The sequence below is a fragment of the Pedobacter steynii genome, assembly GCF_001721645.1.
Taxonomy (GTDB): domain Bacteria; phylum Bacteroidota; class Bacteroidia; order Sphingobacteriales; family Sphingobacteriaceae; genus Pedobacter; species Pedobacter steynii_A.
In genome coordinates, this window is record NZ_CP017141.1 from 3,213,085 (window position 1) to 3,228,504 (window position 15,420).

Sequence of the window (15,420 nt, forward strand, 5' to 3'; positions counted from 1 at the left end):
CTCTTTCTTTTTTAGGTTTTGATCAACGCGGTTAAAAAACATATATTGCCAGCCAATCATTAATTAATTTGCTGCAATAGTGCCCATTCGCAAGAAAATAGAAAACCCGCGATTTTATTTATAAGATCTAAAATTACACTTTTTGTTATTTTTATATTAGCTTCGTTTCAAACTTTCTAACCAAACTTGTGAACGCTAATCATTTAACTCCGGACGATGGTCTCATCCTGCTCCTTAGGCAAGGTGATGAATTAGCTTTTACAGAAATCTATAATCAATATTGGGATAAATTATATTATATCGCCCATAAACTCTTAAAAGATCCCGATGCTGCTGAAGGAATTGTACAGGATGTATTTTTGGTGCTCTGGAAAAAAAGAGAAGCGTTGAATATCCAGTCGATCCAATCTTATCTTGCTGCAATGACCCGCTATGCGGTGTTCCGATACCTGTCCAGGGAGAAACGTTCCAGACAACAGGAAAATAGGGTGGGTCTATTAACGGCCAATGCTACTTCAGAGATTGAAATAGACCATAAAATCTTGTTGGAAATGATCACCGAGCTGTCTAATAAGCTTCCTGAGAAATGCCGCCTGGTATTTCAATATAATAAACTGCAGGATCAATCTCTTGCAGAGGTTGCTGCACAGCTGAATATCTCGCAGAAAACAGCTGAAGCCCATCTGACTAAAGCGCTTCGCATCATTCGCTCCAATGTAGGAGATGTACTGAGTTTTCTGATCACATTTTATACATTGATCCTGTTCCGCTAAAAAAAAACAGTCTTTATTTCCTGTCTTAGTTCGTTTTGAACAGGGGGGAGGAATTAAAATAAAAAACTTTTGTTTTCGACTAAGGGTATTTTGCCTGCACATGACTCTATAAGAGAAAACAGGGTTATTAAAATTCAAATGGATAGGACCGAACTCAAAAGACTGGCACAAAAATACCTCGAAGGGACAGCTAGTGATGAAGAAAAAGCACTGTTGAACCAATGGTATGATACCACTGAGGAAGGCTGGGTAGAAAATGTCCATACCAAAAAACCGGAAACTGAAGATCAGGTCAGACAGCGGATCTTTGATAACCTGAAAAATAAAGGCTTCCTGAAAACCGAAGAAGTAGACCGTTCGGACGCTCAGGTTTCCTGGAAAAGGTTGATGTTGAGAATTACTGCAGCTGCTGCGGTATTGTCCCTTGTCTTGTTTGGATGGCAATTCAGTAACTCCCGGTTTAGCCTGGCGGAAAAAAAACTGGTCAATGTTCCTGGCAATAAAATCATAGAAATAATTTTACCGGATAGCTCCAAAGTATGGCTCAATGCGGGCTCGGTATTTAAATATCCTAAAAAGTTCAGCGAAGAAAACAGGACTGTAGAGCTGATTGAAGGAAGGGCCTTTTTTGAAGTTAAACATAAGAATAAACACCCTTTTATTGTAAAAACCAATAGCCTGAACGTGGTGGTGCTGGGAACTTCATTCGATGTAAGAGCTTACAAAAAAGAAGGTACCACTAAAGTAAGCGTCGTGACCGGCAAAGTAGGAATCACCATGAAAGGTGCGGTTAAAAAGCCAGCAGTCATGTTGCTTCCTAAAGAGCAGGTGGTACTGAGTAATATCAAAAACCATCTGATTAAAGCAGTTGCCCCTGAGATTGCAGTGAATGCCTGGTGTAACAGTAAACTGGTATTTGAGCAGGAAACGCTAAGAAACGTATTCTCTGTCCTGGAGAAAAAACATCACCTGAAAATCATTACAGAAAACCCTGAACTGCTCGATGAAAGAATCTCTATCACCCTTGGTGATCAGGATTTAGTATCAACAATGGATATCCTAAGCTTTACCAAACATTTTAAATATCAAATGGCCAATGACAACATAATCATTAAATAGATCTTCCTTCTTAGTAGCTAAGAAAGAAAAAACCGGGAACAGAACCTGCCCCCGGAATAAGAATAGCCACTGTATACATGCTTGAGACCCATAGACAGTAGGCTTCAGTTTAAAAAATTAAACCAAAACAAATATGATGAATTTTTACGGCAAAGCATTGCCTATATTCCGAAAATGCATGCGCATTTCTACAATTATTATTGGCATACAAGTGTGTTTTTCCACACTCCTGATGGCAAAACACATCAAGGCCCAGGAAATGAGTTTTAAAGTAGTCAAAGCAAGTGTCAAGCAAGTCTTTAAAAAGATAGAACAACAGGCAAATGTCACTTTCGTCTACGATGAAGAGGTATTGGGAAGCTTACCAAATCTTACCCTTAATTTTAAAAATGAACAACTTTCGGAAGTTTTAAAAAGACTTCGTGAAAAAACAGCTCTGGAATTCCGAATGGTAGGCAACTATATCGGCGTGGCAGAAAATGCAGCAAGTATGCCAAACCTGAGTTTGTCTTCTGCCGCAAACAGCAACCGTATAAAGATTAACGGGGTGGTTAGAGATGCAACGGGACAACCTTTAATCGGTGTAAGTATAAAGGTAAAAGGAACCCAGGCAGGAGCAAGTACCAATACTAACGGACAATTTGTTATCGATGCAAATATCGGCGACGTATTGGTAGTTAGCTATTTGGGTTACATTACCAAGCAAGTAACCATTACCACACCTGCTGCGCTCAATATCTTATTGGATGAAGATTCCAAACTCCTGAGTGAAGTGGTCGTTACTGCACTGGGAATCAAAAAAGAAAGAAAAGCATTGGGATACTCGGTTACAGAAGTGAAAGGTGATGAACTGACACAAGCGAGAGAAAACAATGTGATCAACTCTTTAGTCGGTAAAGTTGCCGGTCTGAATGTCAACTCTATCGCCGGTGGGGTGGGTGCCTCTTCTAACGTCATTATCCGTGGTATTTCAAGTATTTCTCAGACCAATCAGCCTTTGTATGTAGTCAATGGTATTCCGATGGAAAACAGAGGAAACAGTGCTCCTGGTGATCAGTATGATAATGTTCCTGATCTTGGAGATGCGATTGGAAACATTAATCCGGATGATATCGAAACCATTTCTGTACTGAAAGGGGCTGCCGCTTCTGCATTATACGGTTCACGCGGTAAAGCAGGGGTTATTTTAATCACCACAAAAAGTGGAAAGGGAAATTCCATTGAATTCAATTCCAATTATGTGCTGGAAAAGGTAATCGATCAGACCGACTGGCAATATGTTTACGGTAACGGAGCAAATGGCGTAAAACCCGCAGATGCAGCAGGTGCTTTCCAAACTGGTCAGTCGAGCTGGGGAGCCAGATTAGATGGCAGCAGCGTGGTTCAGTTCGATGGCGTATCCCGTCCTTATACCGCACAAAAGAATAATATCGAAAATTTCTTCCGTACAGGAGCAACCGCAACAAATACCCTGGCTTTTAATAAAAGCTTTGATGGGGGTTCAATCCGTTTCTCCGCAAGTGACCTGACCAGTAAGGCGGTTACCCCTGGATCAGGATTAAACAGACAGTCATTTAACCTGAATGGAAATTATAACATCAACAAACACCTGACTGTAGATGCCCGTGCAAATTACATTCTGGAACAGGCTAAAAACAGACCTTTTCTAAGTGACGGTGCAGGTAACTCCAGTTATAATGTGACCTTGCTGCCTACAAGTTTAGATGTCATGACCTTAAAACAAACCACTAAAGCTGATGGTTCCGAGTACGGTTATTCTGCCAATACTTTTGCGACAAACCCATGGTTTGCTGCAAACAAATTTATCAACAATACGAAAAGGGAACGTCTGATCTCTTCCATCAGTCTGCGTTACAATTTTGACAATGGTGCCTTTATCCAGGCCCGTGCCGGACGTGATGCTTATAACGACCGCTATACTTCTGTCGTACCGACAGGAACGGCTTATCGTTTGCTCGGCTCCATGTCTGAAGCAACAACCAAATTCTCTGATATCAATACAGACGTTTTATTTGGTAAGAGCTTTAAGGTCGATGATTTTACCATCACCCCAAACATTGGAGGAAGTTATAGAAGAACGAAATCCGAAATGTTTACGCTTGCAGGAAACGATTTCTCTATTCCATACCAATATGTCATCACCAATGCCAACCTGCAAAATGCGCCGGTTTACAGACCAAGCGAAAGCGAAGTAGCTTCTGTTTACGGAACTTTAGACCTGAGTTATAAAAACTACCTTTATTTGAGTGGATCACTTCGTAATGACTGGTTCTCAACGCTGGCTACACCTGGTAAGAACAATAAACTGAATGTAATTTATCCATCGGTAAATGGTTCATTCGTGTTCTCTGAAATCCTGAAAAAAGACTGGTTGAACTTTGGTAAAATCCGTGCTGGTTTTGCTCAGGTAGGGCAGGCAACAGATCCTTATCAGACACAACTGGCTTATGGCTTTAACAGTGCCGTACTAAACGGAAGGCCTTTGGGATTGATCTCTAACTTTTTTGTTCCAAACGAGAGTCTGGTTGCCTCTGTGGCTTCTGAATTTGAAATTGGTACTGAGATCCGTTTATTGGGCAGCCGCCTGAACTTTGATGTAACCTGGTACAATAAAAAATCAAAAGATGAAATTGTGAGGGCGCCGGCATCAGTAACTTCTGGTTATGGTGGAGCAATCCTGAACATTGGAGAGTTACGGAACAGAGGAGTTGAGGCCCTGATTACCGGTATTCCTGTGCAGACAAAAAATTTCCGCTGGACAACCTCTGTTAACGGTTCCATCAACGACAATAAAGTCATCTCACTTTCTCCTGGACAAACCTCATTACCAGGTGCAACTTCCCGTACGGGTAATGCGTTTACCCAACAGATTGTGGGTTTACCTTTCGGTCAGATTATGGCCTTTGATTATAAACGGGATGCCAATGGCAATATTGAACTGGAATCAAATGGTATTCCTAAACAAGGCTTGTTAAGACCTTACGGATCTGCTTATGCAAAATATGTCGCCGGATGGAACAATGAGTTCTCTTACAAAGGGATCAATTTCTCTTTCATGATCGACAGTAAATTTGGTGGCAAGATTTATTCTGCAACAGAATCTTATGCTTACACTTTGGGCTTACATAAAGGTACTTTGGAAAAACGTGAAGAACTGGGAGCTGCTGCTGCAAATTATTACGGCACAATGGCCGGTAATGTATCCGGAATTTTTGTGCAAAGTGCCGATTTTATTAAGTTCCGTCAGGTGATGCTTGGCTATACTTTCCCTGGTAAAATGTTTAATAATGTCATTAATGGAGCTACACTTAGCTTTGTGGGCCGTAACCTCTTTTACATCAGCAGGAAAACAACAAACATAGATCCTGAATCTGATTATAGCAATAATGCTAAAGGATTGGAATTGGGCGGTGTGCCGGCAAGCAGAACTTACGGATTAAATCTAAGCGTGAAGTTCTAAAAATCAAGGTTACAAGAAGCAAATTTTAAACTCAATTAGATTCCAATGAAACCATCATCTGCATACCGCTTACAAAACTAATCCCTATGCTTATGATCGCTTCATCACCATTAAAAAAAGATTCCAATGAAAAAGAATATATATAAATATAGCATAATGGCAGCGCTCTGCCTGACGGTTGCTACAGGTTGCAGAAAACATTATGAAGAGATCAATACTGATCCTTCTACCTATAACCCGGCAAACTTTAACCCTAACTTTATACTGACCAGTGCACAGTTAAGCTATTCCGGAAGTGTCGATTTTAGTTACGATACCTGGCGTGCAAATTTAATCTACTGTTCCACCATGATGCAGGGATTATCCTCTGTAATTGGTTACTGGGCCGGAGATAAATACATCCTTAACCCTACCTATACTGCTGCTTACTGGGGGTTTTCTTCCAACTCCATTACCAGTGGTGACGGAGCTTATCCGGAGCAGGTAAGGTTAATTGTTGATTTGCTGGCATTCACTAAAGGTAAACAGCAGTACCAGAATCTGCATCAGATCACCAGAATTATGAGGGCACTCATCTTTCAGCGCATTACTGATCTTTATGGTGATGTTCCTTATTCTGAGGCTGGAATCGGCTTCCTTGGAAAAAATTACTTCCCTGTTTATGATAAGCAGAAAGACATCTATACAGATATGCTTAAAGAAGTATCTGAAGCCGTTGCATTATTAGATGTTAACGGTGATAAGCCTGCCGGAGATGCATTCTATAATGGTGACCCCACTAAATGGAAACGTTTCGGAAATAGTCTTATCCTTAGAATGGCAATGCGTCTGAGTAAGGTAGACCCGGCTACTGCTAAGAGTTATGTGGAAAAAGTAAATGGCCATACCATGCTAAGTAATGACGACAATGCTTTTATTCTGGGTTCAGAAAGCGGAAACAGAATTACCATTAACAGAAATAGCCAGATCCTTCTTGGTGGCGGCGGTCAGGAAAATTTCTATACCAGATGGTCAAAAACTTTTATCGACTTCCTTAAAAGCACTAACGATCCTCGTTTAGGTGCTATCGCGGTAACAAATTTGTATGTCAATGAAGACACTAAAGTGCAAAACCCAAATGCAAATGCAAACCCTGCAGCACAAAAAGGTATGCCAAACGGTAAAGACCTGAGTCTGATTGCAGGCCAGGGAATTAAGCTGGATCCCAGCTATACCACTTTTACTGATTATTCTTCTCCGAGTCCGGCATTAATCAGAAAAGACGGGCCAACTTTCGTATTGACCTATGCAGAAACAGAATTATTACTGGCTGATGCTGCACAACGTTTTGGTATTGCGGGAAGTGCTGCCCAACATTACCGTGAAGGACTCATCGCTTCGATCACTTATCTTTCGCAGTATGGTGCTGCGGCAGCAATCACTCCTGCAGTAGCCGCAGCGTATGCTGATGCACATCCTTACAATGCAGCTGATGGTTTAAATATGATCAATACACAGTATTGGGCACTCAACAATACAAAACTTGATTTTTATGAGTCCTGGGCTAACTGGAGAAGAACCGGATTTCCGGTTTTAACACCAGTAGTGTATCCTGGTAATGCGACAAATGGAACCATTCCCCGTCGTTTTCCTTATCCTGTTGTGGAAGCAGGTACAAATACGGTAAATTATAATGCAGCTGTAGCCAGCGTTCCCGGGGGAGATTTATTGACCTCCAGAGTCTGGTGGGATAAAAACTAATTTCTGTACGCTCTCAATTATTAAATCCCTGCCCCGGCGGGGATTTTTCGTTAAAAAGGAAAACGGGAATAAGTCCTCCGACTTACCCCCGTTTAAATTAACGCTCTCAAGGACAAATGTAGAAATAAATCCGACGTTAATGGCGCTGATCTTAAATTATTGAATTAAGATTACAATTTGAGGGCTAGATAGATAGCTTCAAATAAGCTGCTGAAATAACAGTTTCTGCGTTTATGGCCATGATGAGTAACTTTTGTCAAAAACGCTGAACATTTTGACAATTTCATAAAACCTTTTATAGGAAAATCCGGCGTCCTTTGTTTAAACCACAAAACCAAACCTGAATATGAAAACTTTTAAGCTTAGCCTTGCATTGGGTTTGCTGCTTCTTTTACAGTTGTCAGAAATCAATGCGCAAGAGCGCCCGGCCTGGGCAAAAGAAACCAAAGAACAGAAAGAAAAAAGAATGAAATGGTGGACTGACGCCCGTTTTGGGATGTTTATCCATTGGGGATTGTATGCCGTTCCGGCACGCCACGAATGGGTGAAATACTATGAACGTATTCCAGATAAAGAATATGAAAAGTATTTCAACCTTTTTGATCCGGATTTGTATAATCCTAAACAATGGGCAGCAAAGGCTAAAGAAGCAGGAATGAAATATTTTGTCATCACCACTAAACATCATGAAGGGTTTAGCTTATGGGACACCAAATATTCAGACTATAAGGCAACGAAAACACCTGCTGGAAGAGACCTGATTAAGCCAATGGTAGAAGCTTTCAGGGCAGAAGGGATCAAAGTTGGATTCTATTACTCCCTGATCGACTGGCACCATCCTGATTTTGAGATAGACGCCAGTCACCCGCCAACCCCTCAGGGAAAAGATGAACGGGAAGCGGCGAATAAGGGAAGGGATCAGAAAAAATATCAGGCTTATATGAAAAATCAGCTTACAGAGTTGTTAACTCAGTTCGGGCCAATTGATGTTTTGTTCACTGATTTTTCATACGACGGGAAAGGACATAAAGAATGGGATTCAGAGAACCTCCTGAAGCTGATCCGGAAGTTACAACCGAATATCATCGTAAATGACCGTCTGGACCTGAATGATACGGACTGGGGTTGGGATATTAAAACCCCTGAACAGTTTATGCCGAGGGAATGGCTGACGGTTAAAGGAGAAAAAGTTCCATGGGAAACCTGTCAGACTTTTTCCGGGTCGTGGGGATACCACAGAGATGAGAATTCCTGGAAAAGCGTGCCTCAATTAATAGCCATGTTGATTGAAACGGTAAGTAAAGGAGGCAACCTGCTGCTTAATGTCGGACCTACTGCCCGTGGGGAATTCGATGAAAGAGCGAATGAAAGACTGGAAGGAATCGGTGCATGGATGAAGCAGCATAGCCGTTCGATTTATGGTTGTACTCAGGCCCCTGATTCTTTTAAAGTTCCTCAAAATTGTTTCCTGACCTATAATCCGGAGAAAAAAAGAATGTATATCCACCTGATGCAATGGCCGTTCAAATCGCTGCATCTGGAAGGATTCAAAGGGAAATTTAAATATGCTCAACTGTTGAATGACGGCTCAGAAATCAAGTTCTACTCTCCTACAAAAGAGGGGAGTCATACTACCGAGACCACCAAAGACGGGGATGTGATCTTAAACCTCCCTGTGCAGAAACCAAATGTTGAAATTCCTGTTATCGAATTGATTCTGGAATAATCTCTTTGCATTAATTTCTTTAGATATAGCCTTTTTTGCTTTGAAGAAAAGGCTATATTTGGTTTGTGCCAGCCAAATGATGAACCAAATTAACCAAAAAGGATCACTTGCCTTATTCTGTTTTTTTATACTTCAGCTGTTCGTTGGCTGCGAGACAAAGCAACCTGGAGATCAGCCATTAAGTTCCGGCAGTACCGAAAGTGCGGTCAGGGCCAGAATCAATGCCTTAAACAAAAGGGCGAAAAGTCTGAACAGGGATTCTACCAATCTGGCCATCGCCTCAGCCTATGAAGCCTATCTTTTGGCCTACGAAAACAAATACAAAGAACTGGAAGCCGATGCGCTGGTTATCTTATCAGAGGGCTATCTTTATAATGACATTTATGACCTCGCTCTGGAATATTCATTTGATGCGCTGGAAATCTATAAAAATCTGGATAAGCCAGCCAAAATGGGGGCAACCTATACCTTATTGGGCTGGATTTATTATGATGTGGAAAATGCTGAATTTGCTCTGAAATACCATACCATGGCCTATGATTATTACAAGGCGCATCAGGATCCCAACCAGACCGGATTATCACTTAATGCCATCGGATTAATTTATCAGCTTAAAAATGAGTTTGCAAAGGCTGAAGGCTTTTTTAAACAAGCGCTGGTTATTGCCCGGAAGCATAATAAAAGGGCCCTGATTAGCGCAGCTTATAATAACCTGGGCATTTGCAGCAATAACAATAAGAATTATAATCAGGCTCTGGTTTATTTTAACCTGGCACTGCAGTTTTCTACAAAACAATTACTTTCTCTGGCAGAACTGAATAACCAGATGGCCTTTTCCCTGATTAACCTTGGTAGGAATGAGGAGGCGCTGGCTGCTCTAAAAAGGGCGAGGGCTTTTATAGATCAAAGCAGTTCCAATTCAAAAAAAGAAAACCTTTTGGATAACTATAAGGTCTTTTCCCTTTTGTATCAGCGCACCGGTGATTACCGTCAGGCTTACGAAAATATCAACCAGTATAATGCCGTCAGGGAAGAGTTTCTCTCTAAAAATAAAGTAAATGCTTTGCTGACACTCACCTTAAAACGCGAGGCTCAGGAAAAGGAACGACAAATGGAGGCCTTGTCAGTGAAAGAAAGTCTGAAGTCCTTTCAACGAAATGCACTGGCCATCATTGTGGTGCTGTTGATTGTTATTGGGGTACTCCTATACGGTAAACTGAGAAACAGGCAAAGAAAAAAAGCTGAACTGGCCGAAATAAAACAACAGGAAATTGAAAAGAAGCTGGAGCATACTGTTCTGGATAAAAAGGCCCTCAACGAGCGGCTCGATTTTAACCACATTGAACTAAAGAACTACGCGCTATACATTGCTCACCGGAATGACCTGATTGTGAAATTCATCGAAGAGCTGGGAGGCCTTGATAAGAACTCAGCTTCGGAAATTCCCCATCAATTACATAAACTGGTTAATAAGTTTAAGTACGACATTAACCTGGAGAAATACGTAGAAGATTTTAACCTTAAGGTGGAAACCCAATACCAGGATTTTTTCTATAACCTTCAGCAAAAGTTTCCTCACCTGACTCAAAATGAGAGAAGGCTCTGCGCACAGATCAGGCTGAACCTTTCCATTAAAGAGATCGCAACCCTGAACAACATCTCTGTGAAATCTGCAGAAATGGCAAGGTACCGTTTACGTAAGCATTTCGGTTTACAGCAGAACGATAACCTCAATGATTATCTAAAGTCGTTTTAAAGCACTGTTAAGCTTTATTCTAACCTCGTGTAGAGGTCTTGTAGGGGTAAAGGAGCACCATATGTAGGGGTGCCGGATTCGTTTTTCGCATCATCGTAACATTAAGTTTGATTGAATCAATCAACTCAAACCAAATATTATGATTAAAGATTTACGATTGCCAATAAGCAATTTATGGAGCAATAAATTCGCTTGGCTCATGCTCGCTGCCTGCGTCTTCTTCTCCCTGGCCAGTAGCAACGTTTTTGCTCAGGCCAACCCCATAAAAGGGCAGGTGGTTAATGAAATCGATCAGCCTCTTCCGGGCATTACGATCAAAGTAAAAGGGAGCAATAGTGGAACAACATCAGATAGTGAGGGTAAATTCCGGATTTCAGCTTCAGCAAAGGATATCCTGATCTTCTCTGCAGTTGGTCATATTACGCAGGAAATCCCTGTCGTTGCCGGCAAAGATATGCTGGTAAAATTACTGATGGACATGAAAGGGCTGGATGAGGTAGTCGTTATCGGGTATGGTACGCAGCAAAGGAGCAACCTCACAAGTGCGGTAAGCTCTGTAAGTGGAACAAAGCTGGAACAGGTTGCAGCCAGCAATCCTATTAATGCGCTTCAGGGCCGAGTTGCGGGTTTGTCTATCAGCAGCCCCGGAGGTAACCCCGGACAGTCTTCTGATGTGAGGTTAAGAGGAATCGGAACTTTTGGTGCGCACCAGCCGCTTTATATTATTGATGGAACACCTGGTAATCCATATTACCTGAGTAATGGAGACATCGCTTCCATAGAAGTACTTAAAGATGGTGCTGCGGCTTCTATCTACGGCTCAAACAGTGCCAATGGGGTCATTCTCATCACAACAAAAAAAGGAAAGCAGGGAGCACCGGTAATTGATTTCTCTTCCTTTTACAGCAGTGTCAGCCCAACCGAACAGTATAAGTTTCTCGATGCTGAAGGCTATAAAAAATTACACAGCATGATGTATGCAAATGCCGGATCTTCTGCACCGGCGTTACCTGCATATTTGTCTAAAAATACAGGAATAAATACCGATTGGCAGGATTTAATCAACCGTAAGGGGATTTCACAGAACTATAACGTCAACCTGAAAGGGGGAGGTGAATATTTAACTTATTCCTTAAGTGGAGACCTGACTGATGATCGCGGTACTTTCATTGGTTCAGCATTCAATAAGAAATCCCTGAGGGCAAGAAATGATTTTAAAAAAGGCAGGTTAAGTGTAGAAAGCAATATTATTTATTCAGAAACCAGATCTGAAGCTGCGAAGTTCGACCAGAAAGACAGCTATTTCCAATCGCCATTGCTGCCGGTATTCGATGAGAAAGAGAAATACGGTTATGGATTAACAGAAAATGGGTTGCCGAAATTTCAGAATCCTGTGGCTGCAGATCATTTTCTGGATGCCAACTCCAAAACCAATTACCTGGGAGGAAATATCCGCTTTGGATTGGACATCATCAAAGGATTAAAGTACACAGCCAACCTGAACTACATCAATGCACGCACGGATGAATACGCATTCAATCCCCCATATCGTGCCAATGCCAATGACCCGCTGGTTTCTTACACCAGGGTATTTAACCGGAATTCGCTCTATAAAGAGCGTCTGATGGAGCATTTATTGAATTACGACCTGGATATTGACAAACACAGCATTAAATTGCTTGCTGGTTATACCGCTCAGGAAAAAACGAACCGCTTTATCAGCGTTACCGCTGATGGAAAAACCATTGTCCGTACGGTGGTAAATGGAAAGATTGTAGAAACAGAGGTCCCGGGAGGATTTACTAACCCGGACTTTAATACCATTTCGGCTGGTCTTGGAGGAACCTATAATGCCTCGGGATCCAATAATAAATATGTCCGTCTTTCTACACTGGCGAGGTTAAACTATGCTTACGACAATAAATACCTGTTGCAGGTATCGGTAAGGAGAGATGGGTCATCCGTATTTGGTGCAAACAGAAGATATGGCGTTTTCCCTTCGGTATCAGTTGGCTGGAATATTCATAAAGAGTCATTCCTGAATGAGGTCAAATGGCTGAATAACTTAAAACTCCGTGCAAGTTACGGGGAACTTGGAAATGAAGGTGCTTTAGGTTATTATGACCATCAGGCCCTCATCACTACACGAAACAACTGGTCTGGCGGTTATGTACAGGGTTCGGGAGCTACTCCTTGGCCGGGTTCTGCAAGCTATACGCTTCAAAATCTGGACTTACAATGGGAGACCATTAAGTCGAAAAATATTGGTCTTGATTTCGGACTTTTTGATAATAAGTTGTCTGGTGCCATCAATTATTTTAACAACATCACAGACGGTTTGCTGATCACTAAAGAGGTTCCGCCATCGGCAGGAGTGAACAATCCAATCCTCAACGTGGGTAAGATTGCTAATAAAGGGCTGGAACTGGAAAGTAACTATCATTTAAGCCTTAATGAGTGGCAGTTTGACCTTGGCGGTGCCGTTAGTTTATTAAAAAATGAAGTCTTGTCGCTGGCCAATAAAGACCAGATCCTTTATGGTACTGGTCTGAGGTTTGGAACAGATCATATCCCTACACAAACCATGGTTGGCAAGGAAATCGGTGCTTTTTACTTATACGAAGCAGATGGGATTTTTCAATCTGATGCAGAAGCGGCCAATTACAAAAATGGATCCGGTGATGTTTTGCAACCAAATGCAAAAGCAGGAGATATCAGGTTCAGAGATGCGAATGGAGACGGGAGAATTGATGAGAAAGACAAGACTTACCAGGGATCTGGTTTTGCGAAATACGAGTATAGCCTGAATCTTGCAGCCAATTACAAGAACTTCGATCTCTCTCTGTTCTGGCAGGGGGTAGCAGGGAATAAACTTTATAATGGAAACCGCTTTGAGCTGGAAGGAATGGAAGCCGGCAGAAACTTTCTGGCCAGTACCCTCAATGCCTGGACTCCGCAAAATACAGGAACAGCTATGCCAAGGGCGGTACTTGGAGATCCGAATCAAAATGCCCGTGAATCTACACGTTTTCTGGAAAGCGGATCTTATCTGCGTTTAAAGTTGGTTCAGTTAGGATACAGTTTGCCTAAATCTGTTCTTGAACACCTGAAAATCTCCAGACTCAGGGTGTATGTCAGCGGACAAAACCTGGTCACCTTTAGTAAATATACCGGGCTGGATCCGGAAGTGGGCAGCTTTGATGTCCTGAACAATGGTGTCGACCGGATGATGTATCCTCAGAATAAAAGATGGCTGATGGGATTACAGTTGACATTTTAATCACCTTAAAAAAACAAAGAATGAAAACGAATAAACTATATATAGGCTTATTTCTGCTAATGGCAGTAATGGGTTGTAAAAAGAGTGAGCTGGAACAGAGCGTACCGGATCAGCTTACTGTAGATAATTTTTGGATCAATAAAGACCGTGCATTATCAGGATTGTCTGCTGCTTATTCCCAGCTGGAAGGTTTTGTAAGCTGGGACAATTATGTGGAAGCCCGCTCGGTGAGGGAGTTTTACAGAGAGGATTATATTGTTCCGGGAGCTGATGCTTTTAATTATCCATGGTGGACAGAGCATTATAATTTTGAATTTACTTCCGGAAATTATGCCATTGACCTGCTTTGGAGAGAGAACTACCGGGGTATTAATTTTGCCAATCAGGTACTGGAAAATGTAGGCCGGATGAGTGCTGCGGCAATTGATGAGGCCAGTAAAAAACAGATCCTTGCAGAAGCGAAATTCCTGAGGGCATATTATCATTTTAAGGTATTAACTAATTTTAGTAAGGTCATCATAAGGGATAAAGTCCCTACTTCTGAGGCGGATCTTTCCAAAGGATTCTCTGAAAGGGGAGAGGTGTATGCCTTCATTCTAAAAGACCTGCTGGAAGCAGAACCAGACTTACCGTTAAGGTCAGCACGTCCTGCAACAGAACTGGGCCGGATCACAAAAGGAGCGGCTCAGGCTTATCTTGGGAAAATAAACCTTTACCGGGTTAGTGACGACCAGTCGAATGCCGCAGCTCATTATACCGAAGCTGCAAAATGGCTGAATAAAGTCATCTTGTCTAACGAATATCAACTGGACAATAATTTCCTGGGCATGTTTAATGGCACAACAAAGAACAGTACAGAATCGATCTTTGAATTGCAGCAATCCTCGGATGCAAGCAGTGGGGCCGTTTACAGGTCTTATTTAAGTGATTGGGTGGCGGCTTCAGAACTGGGAGGCTATGGAGAAATTTATGGCACCCCGGGACTGTTGACCGAAATGCTGAAAGAAGGTAAAGTGGCGAATGGCAATTACGATGCAAGGGTGTACCAAACCATGTATTTTAATGATGCTTATTTTAATGATCCGGCAACACCAAGGGTTTATGGAAATACCTATAATGCTGTTTTTGGTGCAGGGGCTAAAACCATTGCTTTCCGAAAATGGATTCCTGCAGGCCCGGATCGTATCGGTTTTTCAAATGCAATCAATGTTCCGCTAATGAGGTATGCAGATGTATTACTCATGTATGCAGAAGTCCTGAATGAACAGCAGAAACCAGGAGATGCGGTAACCTGGATTAATAAGGTGCGGGGAAGAGCGGGTTTGCCGGATGTTAACCTGAATAATAAAGCACTGATCTTTGATCAGATTGTCCATGAACGTGTGATGGAGTTTACACTGGAGGGAAGTCGCTTTTACGACCTGAGAAGATGGGGCTTGCTTGCGCAGAAAATGCAGGCAGCAGGCAGAAAGTTTACTGCTGATAAAGCTTTTTATCCTACTCCGCTGAAAGAAACCACCAATAACCCATTAACACCATAAAAAG

8 protein-coding genes are annotated in these 15,420 nt (G+C 42.0%); all 8 read left to right on the top strand.

The genetic code is table 11. From position 1 onward, the window contains the following. Positions 1-188 precede the first annotated feature (188 nt). The 8 genes from BFS30_RS13455 (at position 189) to BFS30_RS13490 (ending at position 15,416) form a co-directional block, all read left to right on the top strand. Positions 189-773: a sigma-70 family RNA polymerase sigma factor gene (locus BFS30_RS13455; RefSeq protein WP_069379763.1), complete on the top strand. Its 585-nt coding sequence runs from the start codon at positions 189-191 to the stop codon at positions 771-773. Positions 774-911: 138 nt separating this feature from the next. Continuing rightward, positions 912-1,892 (top strand): FecR family protein, encoded by a 981-nt coding sequence (locus BFS30_RS13460; protein ID WP_157262915.1) that lies wholly within the window; start codon positions 912-914, stop codon positions 1,890-1,892. A 133-nt stretch (positions 1,893-2,025) separates the two neighbouring features. Continuing rightward, a complete protein-coding gene (locus BFS30_RS13465; RefSeq protein ID WP_083252039.1) occupies positions 2,026-5,373 on the top strand; it encodes a SusC/RagA family TonB-linked outer membrane protein in 3,348 nt (1,115 codons plus the stop codon). Positions 5,374-5,499: 126 nt separating this feature from the next. Beyond that, entirely contained in the window at positions 5,500-7,113 is a 1,614-nt protein-coding gene (locus BFS30_RS13470; protein WP_069379765.1) for a SusD/RagB family nutrient-binding outer membrane lipoprotein, read from the top strand. 346 nt (positions 7,114-7,459) lie between these two features. Continuing rightward, positions 7,460-8,839 (top strand): alpha-L-fucosidase, encoded by a 1,380-nt coding sequence (locus BFS30_RS13475; protein WP_069379766.1) that lies wholly within the window; start codon positions 7,460-7,462, stop codon positions 8,837-8,839. 76 nt (positions 8,840-8,915) lie between these two features. Continuing rightward, on the top strand, positions 8,916-10,595 hold the full coding sequence (locus tag BFS30_RS13480; RefSeq protein ID WP_157262916.1) for a tetratricopeptide repeat protein: 1,680 nt from the start codon (positions 8,916-8,918) through the stop codon (positions 10,593-10,595). Positions 10,596-10,734: 139 nt separating this feature from the next. Next, entirely contained in the window at positions 10,735-13,875 is a 3,141-nt protein-coding gene (locus tag BFS30_RS13485; RefSeq protein WP_069379768.1) for a SusC/RagA family TonB-linked outer membrane protein, read from the top strand. A gap of 20 nt (positions 13,876-13,895) precedes the next feature. Next, positions 13,896-15,416, top strand: coding sequence for a RagB/SusD family nutrient uptake outer membrane protein (locus BFS30_RS13490; RefSeq protein ID WP_069382431.1), 1,521 nt, complete (start codon positions 13,896-13,898; stop codon positions 15,414-15,416). Positions 15,417-15,420 lie beyond the last annotated feature (4 nt).